This window comes from Sulfitobacter sp. 1A13368 (assembly GCF_043557275.1).
Taxonomy (GTDB): Bacteria; Pseudomonadota; Alphaproteobacteria; order Rhodobacterales; family Rhodobacteraceae; genus Sulfitobacter; species Sulfitobacter faviae.
Genome location: NZ_JBIFFR010000002.1, coordinates 539,991 through 559,269 on the forward strand (window position 1 = coordinate 539,991; position 19,279 = coordinate 559,269).

Sequence of the window (19,279 nt, forward strand, 5' to 3'; positions counted from 1 at the left end):
GTCAGCCGTCCTCCGCATGCAGTAGCAGGCCTAGCGCCAGAAAAATCGCCGCCACGGGCGGCGCCCAAGCGGCAAGGATCACGGGGATCTGGCCATTCTCGCCAAGGATCTGTGCGAAACTGCGAATGAAATACAAACCGAACCCCAGCAAAATCGAGGCCAGCACAGCAACGCCGGTCCCCCCAAAGCGGGTATGGCGCATGGTGAATGCGCTCGCAACCAGAACCATGGCCACTAGAAAGAAGGGCCGCGCAAGCTCGGCCTGAAGCCAGACCTCATGCTGGCGCGTGCTGAACCCGGCCTGTTCCAACTGTCGAATGAACTCGGGCAGTTCATAGATTGAGACGGCAGCGACACGGCCAATGCTTTCGCGGATACGCTCGACCGTGAGGGAGGAGGGGATCGTCAGGGTCTCATGCATCTCCGCCGCGCCTTCGGCGTTCACCCCGGCCGCCAGCGGCCAAATCTTCGCCCCGGTGAGTTCCCAATCGCCGCTGCTAAGTTGCGCGCTTTCGGCTTCGATGCGCCGGATCGGGCCCTTCTCGGCATCATAGCTGATAATCGTGACGTTATAGAGGACAGAGGCGTCGGCGTTGGTGCGCCATGCGCGAATGACCGATTGGCCTTCCTCCGTGCCTTGCCGCAGCCACAGCCCCTCGTCACTGACCGAGAGCGCCGCGCGGCCATTGGACCGGTATTCTTGGGTCAATTGCTCGGCCCGCTCACTGGTCGCCGCGACGATCGGGTTGAGCATGGCCACGGCCAGCGTGCCGATGATCAAGGCCACCACCACCGGGGCCACCAGCGCGCGCAGGGCCGAGCGGCCCGCGGCCCGGGTCACCACCAATTCGGAGGACCGCGCAAGGCCAATGAAAAGCGCCACTGTGGCGAGAATCATGATCAGCGGCAGGATCATGTTGATGGTCTGGGGCATGTGCAGCAGCGTCATGCCCAGCACCTGATCCCAGCCCACATCGTCATCGGCGAAACGCCGGGCTTGATCCACACCATCGACCAGCATCACCAGCGCGGCCAGCACCCCGGTGATGACGAGAAAACTCATAAAAAAGCGGCGGGCGAAATAGAAATGCAGGATCATGTGGCGGCCCTCTTGCCACGCAGACGCCGCCTTATCCAGCGCGGATGTGCGGCTTGCCAAAGCATCGCCAGCGTCAGCACGGCCCCAATGAGCGAGGGCAGATAGGCCAGCGGCCAGAGCGCCGCCGCCTCGCGGATTTGCACCACCATCGTGCCCCGCAGCCCGTCGATGGCGATGAGCAGTCCAAAAGCGATCACCGCCTCGCGCCAGACGCCAAAGCGGGAAAAACCGCCGAGGATCAAAGTCGCAAAGCCGATCATCGCGGCGACGAGACAGAACAGCGGCTGCGCGAAGCGGCCATGCAGCTCTTCGGCCACCACGCCCGGCGAGGTGTCGGTCGCCGCTGCGACCCCGTCCCAATCCCAAAGCAGATCAGGCGTGACCATGGTACTCACCGACAGGTCGATCGCGTCTCCGCTGCTGACCAGCGGGGAAATATCGAACGAAAAGTCGCGGAATTTGGCCGTCGCCAAACGGTTGCTCTCGGTGTCCAGCCGTTGGGCCATGCCGTTGAGCATGATCAGCGTCGTGTCGTCGCCGTTGCGGGCGAGGTAGGCTTCGGCAGCGGTGTAGATCACACCTTCGTCGGCCTTGCGCCGATCCGACAGAAAAACATCGCGCAGCACCCCGTCACTGTCGATGGCGCGGGCATAAAAGGTGACATCGTCGGAGGGATGCAGAAAAGTCCCCTCCGTCAGCAGCCTTGCGGTGAGGTTGCGCGAGATTTCGGCCTCGCGCTGCTTCAACTGCCCCTGCGCCATGGGGACCAGAAAATGGCTCAGCACCGTCATCATCGCCGCCACGCAAAGCCCGAAAACGAAGACAGGCCGCGCCAGCCGCCACGGGCCGGAGCCTGCGGCCTGAAGCACCGTCAACTCGGATTCGCCCGACATGCGGTTGGTCACATAGACCGAGGCGGCAAAGGTCGCGATGGGCAGGACGGTGACGATGAGTTTCGGCAGGCCGAGGGCCGTGAACTCCAAAAACACCAAGGCGGACTGGCCATCGCCGATCAAACGGTCGAACAGGACAACCGCGCGGTTGATCCAGAAAAGCGCCACCAGCACCAAAGCGAAAAAGCCGAACATAACCAGAAGTTGCGACAGCATGTAGCGGTCAATTCTTGCCACTCTGATCCCCCGAGATGCTCTGACGGCCTTTGCGCAGATCTTAAAGCAATTCGCGGGGCGGGAAAACTGCTATCTGGCCATGCGCGGCGCGGCGCGGTAGGTCTGGGGCAAAATCAACCATGAGGCATGCCATGACCGATCTGACCCCCATCACATTCGCCGAGACCGACATCGACCGTATCGCGGGGCATTCCGGGCGGGTCGCGGTGTTTCTGCCCGAGGGGCGGCTCGATGCCGGGGCGCGGCGGGTGAACCGTCTGACCAAAGGCGCCTTGCAGCGGCTGGTGGAAAGCGAGCGTTTCGCGGCCCTGAAACCCGGCGATGTTCTCAGCATGGGCTACCCCGCAGGCATGGCGGCAGAGGCGGTGGACGTGGTTCATATGCCGCGCCGGGCCGAGGTGATGACCGCGCGCAAGGCCGGGGCCGCGCTGGCCAAACGCCGGGGTGACAGCGATCTGCTGATGCTGGCCGCCGCAACACGCCGGGTGGCCGATGTGGCCTTTGGTCTGGCAATGCGGGACTACGGCTTTGAAGATCACAAATCCGCGCCCAAGGCGCGCAAAGGCACGGTCGAGGTCATGTGTTCCAAACCCGATGACGCGCGTGAGGCCGCCGCACCGCTCATGGCCGTGGCCGAGGGGGCCTTCATGACCCGCGATCTGACCAATGCGCCCGCCAACATCCTGACCACCACCAATTTTGCCGAACGACTGGCCGAGATGGAGAGCTTGGGCCTGAAAGTTGAAGTTCTGGATGAGGAAGAACTCGCAAAGCTCGGAATGCGCACGCTTTTGTCTGTGGGCCAAGGTTCGGACAGCCCATCGAAAGTGGTCGTGATGCGGTGGGAAGGCGGCGCGGATGACGCAGCCCCTCTGGCGCTGGTCGGCAAGGGTGTGGTCTTTGACACCGGCGGCATCAGCCTTAAACCCGGGGCTGGCATGGAAGACATGACCATGGACATGGGCGGCGCGGGCGTCGTCTCGGGCGTGATGCGCACACTTGCACTGCGCAAGGCTAAGGCGAATGTCGTGGGGCTTGTGGGTATCGTTGAAAACATGCCCTCGGGCAATGCCACCCGTCCGGGCGATGTGATCACCACGATGAAGGGCGATACGGTGGAGGTGATCAACACCGACGCCGAGGGGCGTTTGGTGCTCTGCGATGTCATGTGGTACACGCAAGACCGTTTCAAACCCGCGGCGATGATTGATTTGGCCACGCTGACCGGGGCCATCATCATCGGGCTGGGCCACGAGAACGCCGGGGTCTTTTCGAATGACGACGGGCTGTGCAACGATTTCCTAAAAGCCGCCGAGAGCGAAGGCGAGGGCGCGTGGCGGATGCCGCTGGGGCAGGGATATGATGACCTGCTGAAAAGCCGCGTGGCCGACATGAAGAACATCGGCGGGCGTCCGGCCGGGTCGATCACCGCGGCACAATTCCTCAAGCGTTTCGTCAAGGATGAGACACCTTGGATTCACCTCGATATTGCCGGTGTCGCCTCGTTGAAATCCGAAAGCACGCTGGCGCCTGCGGGCGCGACGGGCTGGGGCGTGGCGGCGTTGAACCGTCTCGTCGCCGATCGTTTCGAGAAGGGCTAAGCGACTGATGGGGGCGGCTTACTTCTATCACCTGACCCAGCGACCTCTGGTCGAGACGCTGACGATGCTGCTGGAAAAGTCGCTTGCCAATGGCTGGCGCGTGGCCCTGCGCGGGACGGACCGGGCGGGGCTACAGGCGCTGGACCGGGCGCTTTGGACCTATGCGGATGACAGTTTTCTGCCCCATGGCATGGCGGGCGGGCCGCAGGACGCGGATCAGCCCGTGCTGCTGACGCTGGAGGATGGCGCCCCCAATCGGGCGGATTGTCTGATGACGGTGCATGGGGCCGATGTCACGGCTGCGGAAGTGGCAGCGCACCAACGGGTCTGCGTCTTGTTCGACGGGCATGATCCCGTGGCGTTGGATCAGGCACGCGGCCTGTGGAAGCGGCTGAAATCCGACGGCGCCTCGGCCCAATATTGGTCCGAGGAAAGCGGTCGCTGGGAAAAGAAGGCCGAGACTTAAAGGGCGGCAGTGCAGGGGCAGGGGCCGAAAGCCCGCCGCCCCTGAACGCGGATCAGGCCGCTTTGTCGAGCGCGGGTTTCGCGGCAGCGGCGGATTTGCTCGCCTCGGCCTCCGGTGCTGCGGGTTCGACCTTGCTGACATAGGATTTGGCCGCTTCGACCGCGCTGTTGTTCACCGGCGCGATCGTGTCCAGCAGGGCGCGGGTGCGCTGGCTATCGACACTGCGCTGTGCTGCGGCGCGGGCAAAGGCTTCGTCATCCGCGCTCGTGGCCTTTTGAGCCGTCTCGACCGGCTTTGCCTGTGCCACAGCTTGCACCGTTTCGACCTTGGCAGGCGCTTGCACGGCTTGAGGTTTGGATGCCTCCTGCGCCGCCGCGCTGTTCTGCGCGATCTGCCCGTCATTGGCGGGTTTCGCCTGCGCCTGGGATGGCTTGTCCTTGGCCTTTTCGGCCTCTTGCGGCTTTTCAGCCTTCTCCGCCTTAGCGGGTTTGTTGCTTTGTTGGTAGGAGGATGACCCACCAAAAATGTTCATCAGCATAGCAGCACTTTCTCCAAAATTGGGTACAGTTGTGCCCTGCAGATATCCGCTCAAAAGGGCGGGAACCTGTTCAATTCACGGCGAATGCGGCGTCATTTTGCGGCGTGTTTGATGTTTTGCCCCGTATTTCCGGCAAGGTCTTGCCCTATTCCGTCAGCGGCTTAGGCGCAGTTCACCGCCGCTGATCTCGATCCGGCCCCAACGTTGCAGGTAGCCCATGCCGAGCAATGATTGCGACATGATCCCGTCATTCACTACCGCGGGGACGTTGTGATCGACCGCATGGCCCACCACCACCTCGTCGAGACGCACGAAGGCGGTGCGCGTTTCGCCATTGGCGGTGCCCGCGCGGCCAAGGTAATCCAGCCCCTCGGGGTCGATGCCGATGCGCGCCGCGTCGGATTTGGTCAGCACGATATCGGATGCGCCCGTATCGACGACAAAGCGCACCGGCGCGCCGTTGATCTGGGCCGTCAGGTAGTAATGCCCATCGCGCCCGCGGGGCAGGACGATGTCACCCTCTTCGCTGATGGTCAGATGTTGGCGCGCTGTGTCGCGGGTGATGTCCTGCCACAGGCCGACGCCCGCCGCCGCACCGGTAAAGATCAGCCCCCAAACCGCCGCCTGTTGCAGCGTCTTGTTCATGTTGGGGCGGCTGTGCATGAGAAACCAGCCCGCCACCATGGCCAGAAGAACGATGAGATAGATCAGATGTGCTGTGTCGATACCGGCCATGAACGCGCCCCCTTACATCTCATATAGGAAGGCCGCGCGGAAATGTCAGCCGGGCGTGGGGCCGGGGCCAAAGCCAAAAGCCGCCAAGCCGTCGAGCACGAATTGCACCGAGAGCGCCGCCAGCAACATGCCGAGCAGGCGGGTCACGATGTTAATGCCCGTCTTGCCCATCGCCCGCTCAAGCGCGCCGCTGACCTGCATAGTCAGCGCCATGACCACCAGTGTCAGCGCGGTGATCACGATAATGGTCAACAGCCCTTCGCCGCCCGGTTTTTCCCCCGTCAGCAGGATGACCGAGGCGATGGAGCCGGGGCCCGCAATCAACGGAATGGCCATGGGGAAGACGGAAGGGTCGTCGTGGTCGTCTTCATCCGCGCGGTCCTCGCGCCGTTTGGTGCGGCGGTCAAAGAGCATGTCGAGCGCGGTGATGAACAACAAGATGCCGCCCGCCACGCGGAAAGCGGGCATGGAGATGCCGATGAACCCCAGCACCGCTTCGCCGAAAGCGGCGAAGATCAGCAGCACCAACCCGGCCACGCCTACCGCGCGCCATGCGATCTTGCGCCGCTCTGCGTTGCTCATCCCGCGGGTAAGCGCGAGGAAGACCGGCGCGATGGCGATGGGGTCGATCACCACGAACATCGTGACGAGGGCGGTGATCATATAGGCGGTGTCGAGGGTCATGGGGTTTCCTTGGCGCGGGGCTTCTTGCCAGAATGCACGAGGGCCGCCCCTTAGGCGACCCCTCCGATGTGATAAAGTGAACGCTTCCGGATCAGGCCGTGGCCTTCTCCAGCTTTTCCTGTGCGCCCATCCAAAGCGATTCCGCGCGGTCCAGCGCCTCCATCACCTCGGCGTATTTCTTGTTCCAGACCTCAAGCTCACCGGTTTTGGCGTCCTCATAAAGCGCGGGATCGGCGAGTTTCTTGGCGAGCTTGTCGCGCATCTCGTTGATCTTTTCCATCCGCGCTTCGGCCTTGCGGACCTCGCTGCGCAGGGCCAAAACCTCATCGCGGCTTGCGCGTTTGGGCTTGGGCGCTTCTTTCGGCTTGGCGGGGTTCTTGCTAACCGGCTTTTCCGGCGTCAGCAGCATTTTGCGATAGGCTTCGAGGTCTTCCTCATAGGGTTTGACCGTGCCTTTCGACACCAGCCACAGCCGGTCGGCCACCAGCGACAGCAGGTGCATGTCGTGGCTGACGAGGATCACCGCGCCCGAGTAGCGCGTCAGCGCCTCCACCAGCGCCTCACGGCTTTCGATATCAAGGTGGTTGGTCGGCTCATCGAGGATCAGCAGATGCGGCGCGTGCAGCGTGGCCAGCAGCAGCGAAAGTCGCGCCTTCTGCCCGCCTGACAGGCGGCCCACCTCGGTTTCGGCCTGCTCCGGGCCAAGGCCGAAGCCCGCAAGCTGCGCGCGCAGTTTCGATTGCAGCACGCCGGGGCGCGCGGCGATCATGTGCTGCAGCGGGGTTTCCTCGACGATCAGCTCATCCACCTGATGCTGGGCGAAGAAACCCACGCGCAGCTTGGAGGAGTTGATCTGCCGCCCGGCCATCAGGGGCAGGCGGTCTGACAGAAGTTTCGCCAGCGTCGATTTGCCCTGACCGTTCTTGCCCAGAAGGGCGATCCGGTCGTCTTGGTCGATGCGCAGGTTCAGGCGCGTGAGCACCGGGTTGTCGTCGCTATAACCGACTGCGCCGTTCTCGATGTTGATGATCGGCGGCGAGAGTTCCTCGGGCTCGGGGAAGGTGAATACCTTGCGCGCCGCCTCTTCGGGCGCGGTGATCATGTCCATCTTCTCGATCATCTTGAGACGCGATTGCGCCTGCTTGGCCTTGCTGGCCTTGGCCTTGAAACGGTCGACGAAGGCCTGCATGTGATCGCGCCGGGCCTGTTGCTTCTTGGCCATCGCCGCCTGCAACGCGCGTTTCTCGGCGCGCTGGCGGGCGAATTGGTCGTAGGGGCCTTGGTAATAGGTCAGCTTGCGGTCTTCGAGGTGCAGGATGCCGCCTACGGCGCGGTTCAACAGGCCGCGGTCGTGGCTGATGATCAGCACCGTATGGGGATATTTCGCCAGATAGCTTTCCAGCCAGAGCGCGCCTTCAAGGTCGAGGTAGTTGGTCGGCTCGTCCAAAAGCAGCAGGTCGGGCTGGGCAAAGAGCACGGCGGCGAGCGCCACGCGCATCCGCCAGCCGCCGGAGAAGGCGGAGCAGGGCATCTGCTGCTCTTCGTCGTCGAAACCAAGCCCCTTGAGGATCGACGCTGCGCGGCCTTCGGCGGACCAAGCGTCGATATCGGCCAGACGGGTCTGGATGTCAGCGATGCGGGCAGGGTCTTCGGCGGTCTCGCTCTCTTTCATCAACCGGGCACGTTCAATGTCGGCCTCCAGCACCGTGTCGATGAGCGAGGTCTCGGACGACGGCACCTCTTGCGCGACGCCGCCGATCTTGGCGCGGGAGGGCAAAGAGATATCGCCGCTGTCGAGTGACAGCTCACCACGGATGATTTTGAACAGCGTCGTCTTGCCCGCGCCGTTGCGCCCGACGATGCCGACCTTATGCCCCTCGGGGATCACGGCGGAGGCTTCCTCGAACAGGGGGCGGCCTTCGACGGAGTAGTTGATTTCTGAAATGCGTAACATGAAAGCCGTTTGGAGCAAGCGGGGCCGAAGGTCAATCACGGCTTTTCATGGGCCAGACCCCATGCTAGGGAGCGCGCAAATCAACACCCGCTATGGAGTACAGCCAATGGCCCTCGAACGCACCTTCTCGATCATCAAGCCCGACGCAACCCGCCGCAACCTGACTGGCGCCATCGTCAAGAAATTCGAAGACGCGGGCCTGCGCGTTGTCGCACAAAAGCGCATCCACCTGACCAAAGCGCAGGCGGGCGAGTTCTACAAAGTGCACGCTGAGCGTCCCTTCTACGACGAACTGTGCGAGTTCATGGCTTCCGCGCCGATCGTGGCTCAGGTTCTCGAAGGTGAAAACGCCATCGCGAAAAATCGCGAAGTGATGGGCGCGACCAACCCTGCCGATGCGGCAGAGGGCACCATTCGCGCAGAATTTGCTGAAAGCGTTGGCGAAAACTCCGTCCACGGTTCCGACGCACCGGAAACCGCAGCGGTTGAGATCGCTTACTTCTTCTCCGGTTTGGAACTGGTCGGCTAAGCCACCCGTTCTTCGGAAAGACTGAAAGGGTCGCCTTGGGGCGGCCCTTTTTCTTTGGCGATCAGTTGTTGAGCGTCGGGTGGTGCGAGGACATGCGCCCTTCGACATCGCCCATCGGCGGGGCTTTAGCCGCCTGGTCTTTTAGGTGACGCTCCAGCAAGTCGACGTTGCGCAGTTTCGACTTCCAACCGATATCGAAGAGGTCACCGACCAGCGGGACGGAGCCGATCACATAGTCGACCCCGGTGTTCACCAGCATTTTTGCCAGTACGCTTTTCGGCGCGCCCATGCGGTGCGATTCTTTCAGGATGTAGGCCGCGGGCAGAAGGGCGAGCGTATCGCCCACCACCGGCACGAGGCCCAGAATCGAATCCCATCCCATCCGCACGCCGACGATCGGCAGCTTAAAGGCGCTGTCCATGCTGACGGCCAAACGGCGCAGACGGGCGAGGTCAGCTTCGTGAGAGGGGGTATGGGGTTTCATATCTTTCCTTGCGTGTTGCTCTAGGCGGCAAACGCGTGGTCCGACCCCAAAGTTCCCCCCCAATCCGATGCGCGGGGAGCGCCGTTCAAAGGCTGGCGTAGTCGGTGATCAGCGGCGTAGGGCGCTGCGGCGGTTGGGCCGAGGTGCCGTTCGGCTTCGGCGCGGGCTTTGGTTTCTGTGGTTGCGGCGTTCTGTCTAGTCGGGCCATCGGGTAGCTCCTTTGCTGCTCGCTGGGGTTTGATGTCTCTCACCCCCGCAACCAGCTTGGGCGCGGTTCGGGTCCATAAAGGGGCCAGATTGCGCCCAGAATGGGGCATTTGTTGCGATTTTGCGACGGAAACGCGCGTATTCCCCTATGAGTTGAGAGTGAAACGCGCCTCTGCCTGCAGGGTGGCCTCTGGGGCCACGCGCCCCCGGCCTGTCAGATCGACCAGATGCGCCAGCACGTTTCGGGTGGCCGCGCCTAAGAGCGCGGCAGGCGTTTCGGTATAGATGGCGCGGGCGAGGTCCTCCGCCGTGGCGGGCCCGGCAGCCAGTGCATCGAGGATCGACACCTCCCGCGCGCGACGATGCGCCACCAACCAGTCGAGCCGCGCGTTGGGGTCGCTCACCGGTGCGCCGTGACCGGGGTAGAACACCCGCCATTGCCGCGCGCCCAGCTTCTCGCAGGAGGCCATGAAATCAGTCAGATCCCCATCAGGGGGCGAAACGAGCGAGGTCGCCCAGCCCATGACGTGATCCGCTGTCAGACAGGCATCCCCCCAAGCGAGGCTGACATGATTGCCGATATGGCCCGGCGTGTGCAGCACCTCCAACGCCCAGCCATTGCCCTCAAGCACGTCGCCATCGGACAGATGGTGGTCGGGGCGAAACCCGTGGTCCACCCCTTCGCCGCCGCCCATCAGCCCCGCCTCGGCCAGCCTTCGCATCACCGGTGAACGGCCCGACCGCGCGTCACCAAAGGCCCAAACCTCGGCCCCCGTGCGCTCGGCCAAGGGGCGGGCCAGAGGGGAGTGATCCAGATGCGTATGGGTCACGATGATATGGCTGATCCGCTGCCCCGGTTTGATCGCGGCGAGGATCGCCTCAAGATGCGCCGAGCTGTCGGGGCCGGGGTCGATCACCGCCACATCGGTCTCGCCCAAGAGATAGGTATTGGTGCCGCGATAGGTCATCGGCGAGGGGTTGGGCGCCACGATCCGCCGCAGCCCGGGTTCCAAGGTTTCGGCAAGGCCAATCTCGGGGTCGAAGTTGTCGGGCGGCAGCATGGTTTCACCTTTCGCTGGGGCAGGGGGCTGGCTAAGGTCTAGCCATGAATTTTGCCTGGCTCAAACGATATGTACCGCGCGGCATCTATGGACGCGCCGCGCTGATCCTGCTGTTACCAGTGGTGTTTTTGCAATTGGTCGTCGTGGTGATCTTTGCGCAGAGGCATTTCGAAGGTGTCACCGGCCAGATGACCGATACGGTGTTGCGGGAGCTGGAACTGGTCATGCTGGCGGTCGGCACGGCCCCCGATGCGCAATCCGTGCCCACAGCGGTTGAGGCGCGGGCGGGCCCGCTTGATTTCGTGGTGACTCCCGCCAACCGTCCGCTGCCCGGAGAAGACAGCATGCTGTGGTACGACTATTCGGGCCGCGTCCTCATCCCCCGGCTGCGCAGCAAGATGGACGGGATCGAAGCGGTGGACCTCAGTGATGACGATTTCGTCGTGCTCTATATCGAAAGCGTGCACGGGCCGCTGCGGATCCAGTTCGAGCGGCGGCGCATCTCGGCCTCGAACCCGCATCAGCTTTTCGTCTACACCGTCTTTTTCGGCGTACTCTTGAGCTATATCGCCACGATCTATCTGCGCAATCAGCTGCGCCCGATCAAACGTCTGGCCCGCGCGGCGGAGGCCTTTGGCCGGGGGCGGCATGAGCCTTATACTCCCACCGGCGCCATCGAAGTCCGCGCGGCGGGCAACGCCTTTGTCGACATGCGCGCCCGGATCGAGCGGCAGATCGAGCAACGCACGCTGATGCTTTCGGGGGTGAGCCACGACCTGCGCACGCCGCTGACCCGGATGCGCCTCGGCCTGTCGATGATCGACGAAGAGGATGCAGCCCCGCTGCTGGCCGATGTCGATGATATGCAGCGGATGCTGGACGAATTCCTGAACTTCGCCAAGGGCGCCGCTGAGGGTGAGCCTGAAGAGGTGGCCCCGCATGGGTTCGTCAGCGCCATCGTCGAAGACGCGCAACGCACCGGGCGCAAAGTCACACTACTGCCGCCCGAGGGCGCGGGCGAGGGGATCGTGAAGCTGCGCAGGGTCGCGATGCGCCGGGCGGTGGACAACCTTATTTCCAACGCCGTGCGCTATGGCACGCAGGCCGAAGTCTCGGTCATGCTGAGCGACCGCACCCTGCGCATCCGGGTCGAAGACGATGGCCCCGGCATCCCAGAAGCGCGGCGGGACGAGGCGACGCGGCCTTTCTCGCGGCTTGATCCTGCGCGCAATCAGGACAAGGGCGGCGGCGTGGGGCTTGGCCTTGCCATCGCCTCCGACATCGCCCGCGCCCACGGCGGGGTGCTGCGGCTTGGGGAATCGGACCGCCTAGGCGGGCTGCGCGCCGATATCGTCATCGCGCGGTGACCCGGCGGCAGGATTGTGCCGCGCGCGCGGCTTTGCCACAGTGAACCGACCTTTGAACGGAGCGCACCGATGACCCCCTATGACATGATCAAAGCCCATCTCGACACCGCCGTGCCCTTTGCCGCCCATGTCGGGGTGAAACTGCTCCAGATCGGTGACGGCACCGCCAACGCCGAATTGGTGCAGCGGCATGAAACCTCGAACCACATCGGCACGCAGCATGCGGGCGCGATGTTCACGCTGGGCGAAGCCGCCTCGGGGGCTGCCATGGCGGGGGCTATTGCACCGGTGATCATGGACATGCGCCCCGTGGCGGCCATGGGGCAGATCACCTTTAAAAAGATCGCCGAAGGCACGCTAACCGCCCATGCCAAAACCTCGCGCCCCGGGGCCGAGCTGCTGAGCACTCTGCAAGAAGACGGAAAAGTCGCCTTTGACGTGGCGGTCGACATCCAGAACGAAGCGGGTGAAACGGTGGTCGAGATGCAAGTGAACTGGCACGTCAGCGCCAAACGGTGACGGCCACGAAAGGCGGGGGGCGGAAGTATGGTAGGCCCGGCAGGACTTGAACCCGCAACCAAAGCGTTATGAGCGCTCTGCTCTAACCAATTGAGCTACAGGCCCGCCATGAGCGTTTGGGTATGACGCCGCAGGCCGAGCGTCAAGACATTAGCTGCACCAAATGATTGCAGTGGGCCGCGCAATACTCTAACCCCGCGCGCAAGGGAAAATGCGCGCCGGGGGCCATGACCATGACGAAATCCGACAACGGAATCACCTATGCCGAAGCAGGCGTGGATATTGACGCAGGCAATGCGCTTGTAGAGCGGATCAAACCGGCGGCGAAATCCACCGCGCGGCCCGGTGTCATGTCCGGCCTCGGCGGCTTTGGCGCGCTGTTCGATCTTAAGGGCGCAGGCTTTACCGACCCGGTGCTGGTCGCCGCGACAGACGGTGTGGGCACCAAGTTGCGCATCGCGATTGATACGGGCAATGTCGACAGCATCGGCATTGATCTGGTCGCCATGTGTGTCAACGATCTGGTCTGTCAGGGGGCCGAGCCGCTCTTCTTCCTCGACTATTTCGCCACCGGCAAACTGGAGCTCGACAGCGCCGCGCGGATCATCGAAGGCATCGCCAAGGGCTGTGCCGATTCCGGTTGTGCCTTGATCGGGGGCGAGACGGCTGAAATGCCGGGCATGTATCACGCGGGCGACTTCGACCTCGCTGGTTTCTCGGTCGGCGCGATGGAGCGGGGGACCGAGCTGCCGCGCGACGTGAAAGAGGGCGACGTCCTCTTGGGCCTGCCGAGCGACGGGGTCCATTCCAACGGCTACAGCCTTGTACGGAAGATCGTTGAACGGAGCGGTCTGGGCTGGGGTGACGATTGCCCATGGGGCGAAGGTGATCTGGGCAATGCGCTGCTCACACCCACGAAACTCTACGTCAAAGGCGCTGTGGCGGCTCTGCGCGCGGATGCCGTCTCGGCTCTGGCGCATATCACCGGCGGTGGCCTGACCGAGAACCTGCCGCGCGTGCTGCCCGTGGGGCTGGCTGCTGAGATCGACCTCAATGCATGGGAACTCCCGCCGGTGTTCAAATGGCTGGCCGCCCAAGGCGGCATGGCCGAGGCCGAGATGCTCAAGACCTTCAACGCCGGGATCGGCATGGTCGCCGTGGTTTCCACCGACAAGGTCGAGGCCGCCAAGGCCGCCTTTGCCGAGGATGGCCATCGCGCGATTGAGATTGGCCGCATCACCACCGGCAATGGCGTCACCTATTCCGGCGCGCTGCTTTGACCAAGCGGGTTGCAATTTTCGTCTCGGGCGGCGGCTCCAACATGCGGGCGCTGGTCGAGGATATGACCGGCGACCATGCAGGCCGCCCCTGTCTGGTGCTGTCGAACAACGCGGATGCGGGGGGGATCGCTTGGGCGCAAGGGCAGGGGATCGCGACCGAGGTGGTCGATCACCGCCCCTTCGGCAAGGACCGCCCAGCCTTTGAGGCGGCGCTCAGTGCCGCGCTTAAGGCCCATGCGCCTGACATCATCTGCCTTGCCGGTTTCATGCGCAAATTGACCGAAGGATTTACCGATGCTTGGGCGGGGCGGATGATCAACATCCACCCTTCGCTATTGCCGAAATACCGCGGGCTGCACACCCATGCCCGCGCACTGGAGGCTGGCGATACCGAACATGGCTGCACCGTGCATGAGGTGACCGCCGCACTTGATGACGGTCCGATCCTTGGTCAGGCGCGCATCCCCGTTCTGCCCGGCGACACTCCCGAGACTTTGGCCGAGCGGGTGTTGGTGCAGGAACACCGCCTTTACCCCGCCGTGCTGCGCCGTTTCGCCGCTGGTGAGCGGGAGCCGGTCCTGCTCACGGGCTGACGCTGGTCAAACCCGCCCGCGTGATGTACCTCTTTGGCAAAGCCCGATGACCGGGCGTGCAACATGTCAAAGAGCATATATGAAAACCATCACCACGACCGCCGACCTCGCGCAATTCTGTGAAGAGGCTGCGCGCCATGATTACGTGACCGTCGACACGGAATTCCTGCGTGAGCGGACCTATTATTCGAAACTCTGCCTTGTTCAGCTTGCCATGCCCGGCACCGATGACAGCAAAGCCGTGTTGGTCGACCCCTTGGCCGATGGCATCTCGCTTGAGCCGCTATACGATCTGTTCCGCGATACATCGGTAGTCAAGGTCTTCCACGCCGCGCGGCAGGATCTCGAGATCTTCTATGTCGATGCCAAAGTCTTTCCCAAGCCTCTGTTCGACACGCAGGTCGCTGCGATGGTCTGCGGCTTTGGGGAACAGGTGGGCTATGAGACCTTGGTGCGCAAGATCGCGCATCAGTCGCTCGACAAGACCTCGCGTTTCACCGATTGGTCGCGCCGCCCGCTGACCGAGGCGCAGAAGACCTATGCGCTGGCCGACGTGACCCATCTGCGCCAAATCTACGAATTTCTGGCCCGCAAGCTTGAACAGACCGGACGGGCGCGGTGGGTGGCCGAAGAGCTTGAAACGCTGCTCAGCCCCGACACCTATGTCACCCAACCGCAGGATGCGTGGAAACGGGTCAAGACCCGGACCAATTCGCCCAAGTTTCTGGCGATCGTCCGCGAGTTGGCGGCTTTCCGTGAGGATTACGCCCGCAGCCGCAACATCCCGCGCAACCGGGTGTTCAAAGATGACGCGCTGGTCGAATTGGCGAGCCTCAAGCCCTCGAATGGCGAAGAGTTGAACCGCGCCCGGCTGCTGCTGCGCGAGGCCCGCAAAGGCGAAATTGCCGAAGGCATACTGAAAGCGGTCGCCGCAGGCGTGGCCTGCAAGCCTGCCGACATGCCCCAGCCCGACCGCAAGCGCGACAAGCTGCAAGTGAACCCGGCCTTGGCCGATCTTCTGCGCGTGCTGCTCAAGGCCAAGACCGAAAGCGCGGGCGTCGCGGCCAAGCTCATCGCCTCGGCCAGCGATCTCGACATGCTCTCGGCGGGGGAGCGTGACGTGCAGGCGCTGCGCGGCTGGCGGCATGAGGTCTTTGGCGCCGATGCGCTGCTGCTCTGCGAAGGCAAGATCGCCTTGGCCGCTGACGGAAATGACGTGAAAGCCGTCAAAGTCTGAAACGAAAAGAGCCGCCCAATCAGGGGCGGCTCTTTCTCAATAGAGGGTCGCGCGGCGTCTTAGCGACGAGAGACCAGCGCGTTTAGCTGCCCTTCGACGCGAATCTCACGCACCCCGGCCAGCATCTGATCGGTCAGGCGACGCCCGGCAATCACTTCGCGCGTGGGGCGGCTGCCTTGCGGGGTGGCCTTGTCGGGCCGGACCCCTTCCAAACGATAGGTCAAAACACCGTCGACGGGCGTCTCATCCGGCGTCGCGGGGGTCAGGCGCACTTTGTAGATGCCTTGGCGTGCCGCCAGCCCGGTGGCGCGCAGAATCGCACCGCCCGGCACCGGCTCGATGGTCAGATCGGTGATCTGCTCAAAGGGGCGCCCCTCATAGGTGTCGACCTCAACCGCGCGCCGCGCGAACAGCCCGCTGCGCTGCGGGATCAGGGGGTTCGTGCTCTCCGCCGGGGCGGTCTCAACCGAACGGGCGGGCCCGAACCAATTCAACGGGTTGATGCGACTGTCACGGACCGTGCCGCAGGCGGATACCAAAAGGGTCGAAGCCAAAAGAGCGAGGATTGTCTTGCGCATGGGAACCGCCGTTAAGTTTACTTGCCTTGTGCTACCCCATCCCGCCAGCCTTGGGAAGGGGGTGGACCTTTGCCCATGGGCATCCTACCTGTCAGACAATGGAATTCACCCGAAGAGAGTGCACAGATGGCCACGCCCGCCTTTGAAGAACTGGTCGAGGATTTCGAGTTTCTGGACGATTGGGAAGACCGCTATCGCCATGTGATCGACCTTGGCAAAGCGATGGAGCCGCTGCCTGAGCCGCTGCGCGTCCCCGCGACCAAGGTCGATGGCTGCGCCTCTCAGGTCTGGCTGCATGCACAGTTCGAGGGCGGGAAGCTGCATTTCGACGGCGCCAGCGATGCGATGATCGTCTCAGGGCTAATCGCGGTTTTGCGCAAGCTTTACAACGGCTTGACACCTAGTGAGGTGGGCGGGGTCGATGCAAAGGCGGAATTGGCGCGGCTGGGGTTGAACGACCACCTCTCGGCGCAGCGCTCGAACGGATTGCGCGCGATGATCGAGCGGGTGCGCGAGACGGCAGCGCAGGAAGCGTAACGCTCAGAGGGCGCGCAACGCGCTCTCCAAATCCCCGTAACCCGTGAATCGCCGCTCAAACGCGAGGCCGAGCCGTGCGGCGCAGTCTTGGGCCTTTTCGGTCAGCGCCGGGTCATCTGTCTGCGCCTGATAGACCAGTTTCTCGTAATTGCCGAAATACATGTCGCGCAGCTCGGGATGCCGGTCGAGGCCCATGGGTTTGATGATGAAAGCGTCGAACTGCCGGACCAGAAAATCGGTGAGGTAGAAGGTGGTGATCTCATCTTCGGCGGTTTTGGCGAAGCTCTCGTTGCCTTGAAAAAAGCTGTAGCAATGCGGCCCGGCGACCATTTGCACGCCGAGTTCTTCACAAGCCCGCTCCAGCCCGCCGCCCGTGCCGCAATCGGCGTAGACAACAAAGAAATCGTCGTAATCCGCACGGTGTTTGGCGACCGTATCACGCACCGCCTGCGTAATCTTTTCCGGGTAGAGGTGATATTTCGCGGGCAGGCAGGTCAGATCCAGATGGGTCCAACCATTGGCGGCTTTCAGATCCAGAATCTCACGCGCCAGCGCCCCGCAGGCGATCAGCAAGATACGGCCCGCGCGGGTGGGCGCGAGCCCGTCTTGGGTCAGGGTCCGGTCATCTGGCAGCGGGGTGTCATTCATGCCGATACCATCGCATGCCATCGCGCCCCAAGCAAAGCGGCCAGGGGCGAGAGGCTCAGGCGTTAGCCGAATTATGTCGACGGCCCATCCAGTCTTTCGCCGTCTCCACCGCCACGGCAGCGTCGCGGCAATAGGCATCGGCACCGATGGCCTTGCCGAATTCCTCGTTCAGCGGCGCGCCACCGACCAGCACGATATAGTCGTCGCGCTTGCCCTGTTCGACCAGCGTGTCGATCACCACCTTCATATAGGGCATAGTGGTGGTCAGCAGAGCCGACATGCCAAGGATATCGGCCTTTTCCGCTTCGAGCGCTTCGAGATAGGCTTCGACCGCGTTGTTAATGCCCAGATCGACGACCTCGAAACCCGCGCCTTCCATCATCATGCCGACGAGGTTTTTGCCGATGTCGTGAATGTCGCCTTTGACGGTGCCGATCACCATCTTACCGACACGCGGCGCGCCGGTTTCCGCAAGCAGCGGCTTGAGGATGGCCATGCCGCCCTTCATCGCATTGGCGGCCAGCAGCACTTCGGGCACGAAAAGGATACCGTCGCGGAAATCCGCGCCGACGATGGTCATCCCGCCGACAAGCGCCTTGGTCAGGATCTCATAGGGCTCCCACCCGCGGTCGAGCAGGATTTGCACCCCTTCTTCGATCTCTTCCTTGAGACCGTCATAGAGGTCATCGAACATCTGCTGGACCAGTTCTTCGTCGTCCAACTCGGCCAGGATGATATCGTCTTCTTCCGACATGGTGTTTCCTTCTGCTGGGCGTGCAGGTGCATGACACTTGAGCCCTTGTCTCACGGAATGTTAGCGCCGGGGTCGCGGTTTGCGACATCGGCCGCGCCTTGCGCGACGCCTTGGGGGCAAACTACTGCTTTTTGCGGTGTAAGGACAAGGGTTTGCACGAGGTTACTTGCCGATGTTCACGCAATGTTCTAACCTTCTTTCATGGATAGGGAAGACCAGCGATTCCGCGTGCTTGGCCGCGCGGCAGGCAGCAATGATGTGGGCCGGTTTGAGCGTCATACCCGCGTCGCCGAAGATGACGGTTGGGCGCGCGACGAGGTGCTTCCGGTGCTGCGCACCCAGACCAGTATTGAGGTGCCGCGCCGGGTGATCACCTACAACCGTTCGCCGGATTTGCCTTTTGACCGCTCGATCAACCCCTATCGCGGCTGCGAACACGGCTGCGTTTACTGTTTCGCGCGGCCCAGCCATGCCTACCTCGGCCTGTCGCCGGGATTGGATTTCGAGACGCAGTTGATCGCCCGCCCCGAAGCCCCGGACGTTCTGGCGCGGGAGCTGCGGTCGAAGCGCTATCAGGTCGCGCCCATCGCCATCGGCACCAACACCGATCCCTATCAGCCGATCGAAAAGACCCATGGCATCATGCGAGAGTGTCTTGAGGTGTTGTCGGCGTTCAATCACCCGGTGGCGATCGTCACAAAGGGCAGCCTGATCGAACGCGACATCGACATCTTGGGCGGCATGGCAGGGCGCGGATTGGCGGCGGTCGGCATTTCGGTGACCACGCTGGACCCGAAGCTGAGCCGCTTGATGGAGCCGCGCGCGCCCGCGCCGCAGCGGCGGTTGCAGGTGATCCGAAAACTGTCGGAAGCAGGGATCCCGGTGCGGATCATGGCATCGCCGATGATCCCGGCGCTGACCGATCCGGAATTGGAGGCGATCCTCACCGCCGGGCGCGAGGCCGGCGCGCGGCATGCAAGCTGGATCATGCTGCGCCTGCCGCGAGAGGTGTCGCCGCTGGTGCAGGACTGGCTCGCCACCCATTACCCCGACCGGGCCGATCGGATCATGGCGCGGTTACGCGATATGCATGGCGGCAAGGAATATGACGCGGGCTGGCATAAGCGGATGCGGGGCGAGGGGCCATATGCGCAGATGGTAGCGCAACGCTTTGATCTGGCGGTAAAGCGTTTGGGGCTGGCCCGTTCCGGCGTGCCGCTGCGCTGTGATCTGTTTCGACCGCCCTCCGAAAAGGGCGATCAATTGAGCTTGTTCTGA

At 63.2% G+C, this 19,279-nt stretch carries 22 protein-coding genes and 1 tRNA gene; 10 read left to right on the forward strand and 13 right to left on the reverse strand.

Going from position 1 to position 19,279, the window contains the following annotated elements:
* Position 1 precedes the first annotated feature (1 nt).
* Both lptG and lptF read right to left on the reverse strand, forming a co-directional pair.
* Complete coding sequence (lptG, locus tag ACGYK4_RS06205; protein WP_394455610.1) at positions 2-1,099, reverse strand: LPS export ABC transporter permease LptG; 1,098 nt, start codon at positions 1,097-1,099, stop codon at positions 2-4.
* Positions 1,096-2,229: an LPS export ABC transporter permease LptF gene (gene lptF / locus ACGYK4_RS06210; RefSeq protein WP_394455611.1), complete on the reverse strand. Its 1,134-nt coding sequence runs from the start codon at positions 2,227-2,229 to the stop codon at positions 1,096-1,098. Before lptF ends, lptG begins: the two co-directional genes overlap by 4 nt.
* 131 nt (positions 2,230-2,360) lie before the next feature.
* Here lptF and ACGYK4_RS06215 point away from each other — a divergent pair, with 131 nt between their 5' ends.
* Positions 2,361-3,830, forward strand: coding sequence for a leucyl aminopeptidase (locus ACGYK4_RS06215; protein WP_394455612.1), 1,470 nt, complete (start codon positions 2,361-2,363; stop codon positions 3,828-3,830).
* Positions 3,831-3,837: 7 nt separating this feature from the next.
* On the forward strand, positions 3,838-4,296 hold the full coding sequence (locus ACGYK4_RS06220) for a DNA polymerase III subunit chi (protein ID WP_271691363.1): 459 nt from the start codon (positions 3,838-3,840) through the stop codon (positions 4,294-4,296).
* Between the two features lie 52 nt (positions 4,297-4,348).
* Here the strand turns inward: ACGYK4_RS06220 and ACGYK4_RS06225 are convergent, their stop codons facing one another.
* The 4 genes from ACGYK4_RS06225 to ACGYK4_RS06240 form a co-directional block, all read right to left on the reverse strand.
* A complete protein-coding gene (locus tag ACGYK4_RS06225) occupies positions 4,349-4,834 on the reverse strand; it encodes a hypothetical protein (protein ID WP_394455613.1) in 486 nt (161 codons plus the stop codon).
* Positions 4,835-4,987: 153 nt separating this feature from the next.
* Positions 4,988-5,569 (reverse strand): TIGR02281 family clan AA aspartic protease, encoded by a 582-nt coding sequence (locus tag ACGYK4_RS06230; protein ID WP_394455614.1) that lies wholly within the window; start codon positions 5,567-5,569, stop codon positions 4,988-4,990.
* A 45-nt stretch (positions 5,570-5,614) separates the two neighbouring features.
* Positions 5,615-6,253, reverse strand: coding sequence for a MarC family protein (locus tag ACGYK4_RS06235; RefSeq protein WP_322327687.1), 639 nt, complete (start codon positions 6,251-6,253; stop codon positions 5,615-5,617).
* 91 nt (positions 6,254-6,344) lie between these two features.
* On the reverse strand, positions 6,345-8,207 hold the full coding sequence (locus ACGYK4_RS06240) for an ABC-F family ATP-binding cassette domain-containing protein (protein WP_394455615.1): 1,863 nt from the start codon (positions 8,205-8,207) through the stop codon (positions 6,345-6,347).
* Positions 8,208-8,313: 106 nt separating this feature from the next.
* Here ACGYK4_RS06240 and ndk point away from each other — a divergent pair, with 106 nt between their 5' ends.
* Positions 8,314-8,736, forward strand: a complete 423-nt coding sequence (ndk, locus tag ACGYK4_RS06245; RefSeq protein WP_067266630.1) for a nucleoside-diphosphate kinase — start codon at positions 8,314-8,316, stop codon at positions 8,734-8,736.
* A 61-nt stretch (positions 8,737-8,797) separates the two neighbouring features.
* On the opposite strand, the gene ACGYK4_RS06250 is transcribed toward ndk, so the two are convergent.
* The 3 genes from ACGYK4_RS06250 to ACGYK4_RS06260 all read right to left on the reverse strand — a co-directional run bounded on the left by ACGYK4_RS06250 (position 8,798) and on the right by ACGYK4_RS06260 (position 10,488).
* Positions 8,798-9,220 (reverse strand): DUF4112 domain-containing protein, encoded by a 423-nt coding sequence (locus ACGYK4_RS06250; RefSeq protein ID WP_394455616.1) that lies wholly within the window; start codon positions 9,218-9,220, stop codon positions 8,798-8,800.
* Positions 9,221-9,305: 85 nt separating this feature from the next.
* A complete protein-coding gene (locus ACGYK4_RS06255; RefSeq protein WP_269451603.1) occupies positions 9,306-9,428 on the reverse strand; it encodes a hypothetical protein in 123 nt (40 codons plus the stop codon).
* A gap of 145 nt (positions 9,429-9,573) precedes the next feature.
* Positions 9,574-10,488 carry an MBL fold metallo-hydrolase gene (locus ACGYK4_RS06260; RefSeq protein ID WP_394455618.1) on the reverse strand — a complete coding sequence of 305 codons (915 nt, stop codon included), beginning with the start codon at positions 10,486-10,488 and terminating at the stop codon, positions 9,574-9,576.
* Between the two features lie 44 nt (positions 10,489-10,532).
* Between ACGYK4_RS06260 and ACGYK4_RS06265 the strand changes: the two genes are divergently transcribed.
* A complete protein-coding gene (locus ACGYK4_RS06265; RefSeq protein WP_394455620.1) occupies positions 10,533-11,855 on the forward strand; it encodes an ATP-binding protein in 1,323 nt (440 codons plus the stop codon).
* A gap of 69 nt (positions 11,856-11,924) precedes the next feature.
* The gene (locus ACGYK4_RS06270) at positions 11,925-12,374 is read left to right on the forward strand and encodes a DUF4442 domain-containing protein (RefSeq protein WP_394455622.1); all 450 of its coding nucleotides are present in this window, start codon (positions 11,925-11,927) and stop codon (positions 12,372-12,374) included.
* A 28-nt stretch (positions 12,375-12,402) separates the two neighbouring features.
* Here ACGYK4_RS06270 and ACGYK4_RS06275 read toward each other — a convergent pair.
* Positions 12,403-12,479: transfer RNA gene (locus tag ACGYK4_RS06275), tRNA-Ile, on the reverse strand.
* A gap of 128 nt (positions 12,480-12,607) precedes the next feature.
* Here ACGYK4_RS06275 and purM point away from each other — a divergent pair.
* The 3 genes from purM (at position 12,608) to rnd (ending at position 15,484) form a co-directional block, all read left to right on the forward strand.
* On the forward strand, positions 12,608-13,654 hold the full coding sequence (purM, locus tag ACGYK4_RS06280; RefSeq protein ID WP_394455624.1) for a phosphoribosylformylglycinamidine cyclo-ligase: 1,047 nt from the start codon (positions 12,608-12,610) through the stop codon (positions 13,652-13,654).
* On the forward strand, positions 13,651-14,247 hold the full coding sequence (gene purN, locus ACGYK4_RS06285) for a phosphoribosylglycinamide formyltransferase (protein ID WP_394455626.1): 597 nt from the start codon (positions 13,651-13,653) through the stop codon (positions 14,245-14,247). The genes purM and purN overlap by 4 nt, the downstream gene beginning before the upstream one ends.
* Before the next feature lie 79 nt (positions 14,248-14,326).
* Complete coding sequence (gene rnd / locus ACGYK4_RS06290) at positions 14,327-15,484, forward strand: ribonuclease D (RefSeq protein ID WP_394455628.1); 1,158 nt, start codon at positions 14,327-14,329, stop codon at positions 15,482-15,484.
* A gap of 59 nt (positions 15,485-15,543) precedes the next feature.
* On the opposite strand, the gene ACGYK4_RS06295 is transcribed toward rnd, so the two are convergent.
* The gene (locus ACGYK4_RS06295; RefSeq protein ID WP_322327696.1) at positions 15,544-16,062 is read right to left on the reverse strand and encodes a hypothetical protein; all 519 of its coding nucleotides are present in this window, start codon (positions 16,060-16,062) and stop codon (positions 15,544-15,546) included.
* Positions 16,063-16,188: 126 nt separating this feature from the next.
* On the opposite strand from ACGYK4_RS06295, the gene ACGYK4_RS06300 reads away from it, so the two are divergent.
* The gene (locus tag ACGYK4_RS06300; RefSeq protein WP_067266648.1) at positions 16,189-16,599 is read left to right on the forward strand and encodes a SufE family protein; all 411 of its coding nucleotides are present in this window, start codon (positions 16,189-16,191) and stop codon (positions 16,597-16,599) included.
* 3 nt (positions 16,600-16,602) lie between these two features.
* On the opposite strand, the gene ACGYK4_RS06305 is transcribed toward ACGYK4_RS06300, so the two are convergent.
* On the reverse strand, positions 16,603-17,247 hold the full coding sequence (locus ACGYK4_RS06305) for a DUF1638 domain-containing protein (RefSeq protein ID WP_394455630.1): 645 nt from the start codon (positions 17,245-17,247) through the stop codon (positions 16,603-16,605).
* 55 nt (positions 17,248-17,302) lie between these two features.
* Positions 17,303-18,001, reverse strand: a complete 699-nt coding sequence (locus ACGYK4_RS06310; RefSeq protein WP_067266651.1) for a B12-binding domain-containing protein — start codon at positions 17,999-18,001, stop codon at positions 17,303-17,305.
* A gap of 201 nt (positions 18,002-18,202) precedes the next feature.
* Here ACGYK4_RS06310 and ACGYK4_RS06315 point away from each other — a divergent pair, with 201 nt between their 5' ends.
* Complete coding sequence (locus ACGYK4_RS06315) at positions 18,203-19,279, forward strand: PA0069 family radical SAM protein (RefSeq protein ID WP_394455632.1); 1,077 nt, start codon at positions 18,203-18,205, stop codon at positions 19,277-19,279.

Coding starts and splice junctions, on each gene's coding strand:
- lptG (WP_394455610.1), bottom strand. CDS start 1,099: ATGATCCTGCATTTCTATTTCGCCCGCCGCTTTTTTATGAGTTTTCTC.
- ACGYK4_RS06215 (WP_394455612.1), top strand. CDS start 2,361: ATGACCGATCTGACCCCCATCACATTCGCCGAGACCGACATCGACCGT.
- ACGYK4_RS06220 (WP_271691363.1), top strand. CDS start 3,838: ATGGGGGCGGCTTACTTCTATCACCTGACCCAGCGACCTCTGGTCGAG.
- ACGYK4_RS06225 (WP_394455613.1), bottom strand. CDS start 4,834: ATGCTGATGAACATTTTTGGTGGGTCATCCTCCTACCAACAAAGCAAC.
- ACGYK4_RS06230 (WP_394455614.1), bottom strand. CDS start 5,569: ATGGCCGGTATCGACACAGCACATCTGATCTATCTCATCGTTCTTCTG.
- ACGYK4_RS06235 (WP_322327687.1), bottom strand. CDS start 6,253: ATGACCCTCGACACCGCCTATATGATCACCGCCCTCGTCACGATGTTC.
- ACGYK4_RS06240 (WP_394455615.1), bottom strand. CDS start 8,207: ATGTTACGCATTTCAGAAATCAACTACTCCGTCGAAGGCCGCCCCCTG.
- ndk (WP_067266630.1), top strand. CDS start 8,314: ATGGCCCTCGAACGCACCTTCTCGATCATCAAGCCCGACGCAACCCGC.
- ACGYK4_RS06250 (WP_394455616.1), bottom strand. CDS start 9,220: ATGAAACCCCATACCCCCTCTCACGAAGCTGACCTCGCCCGTCTGCGC.
- ACGYK4_RS06255 (WP_269451603.1), bottom strand. CDS start 9,428: ATGGCCCGACTAGACAGAACGCCGCAACCACAGAAACCAAAGCCCGCG.
- ACGYK4_RS06260 (WP_394455618.1), bottom strand. CDS start 10,488: ATGCTGCCGCCCGACAACTTCGACCCCGAGATTGGCCTTGCCGAAACC.
- ACGYK4_RS06265 (WP_394455620.1), top strand. CDS start 10,533: ATGAATTTTGCCTGGCTCAAACGATATGTACCGCGCGGCATCTATGGA.
- ACGYK4_RS06270 (WP_394455622.1), top strand. CDS start 11,925: ATGACCCCCTATGACATGATCAAAGCCCATCTCGACACCGCCGTGCCC.
- purM (WP_394455624.1), top strand. CDS start 12,608: ATGACGAAATCCGACAACGGAATCACCTATGCCGAAGCAGGCGTGGAT.
- rnd (WP_394455628.1), top strand. CDS start 14,327: ATGAAAACCATCACCACGACCGCCGACCTCGCGCAATTCTGTGAAGAG.
- ACGYK4_RS06295 (WP_322327696.1), bottom strand. CDS start 16,062: ATGCGCAAGACAATCCTCGCTCTTTTGGCTTCGACCCTTTTGGTATCC.
- ACGYK4_RS06300 (WP_067266648.1), top strand. CDS start 16,189: ATGGCCACGCCCGCCTTTGAAGAACTGGTCGAGGATTTCGAGTTTCTG.
- ACGYK4_RS06305 (WP_394455630.1), bottom strand. CDS start 17,247: ATGAATGACACCCCGCTGCCAGATGACCGGACCCTGACCCAAGACGGG.
- ACGYK4_RS06310 (WP_067266651.1), bottom strand. CDS start 18,001: ATGTCGGAAGAAGACGATATCATCCTGGCCGAGTTGGACGACGAAGAA.
- ACGYK4_RS06315 (WP_394455632.1), top strand. CDS start 18,203: ATGGATAGGGAAGACCAGCGATTCCGCGTGCTTGGCCGCGCGGCAGGC.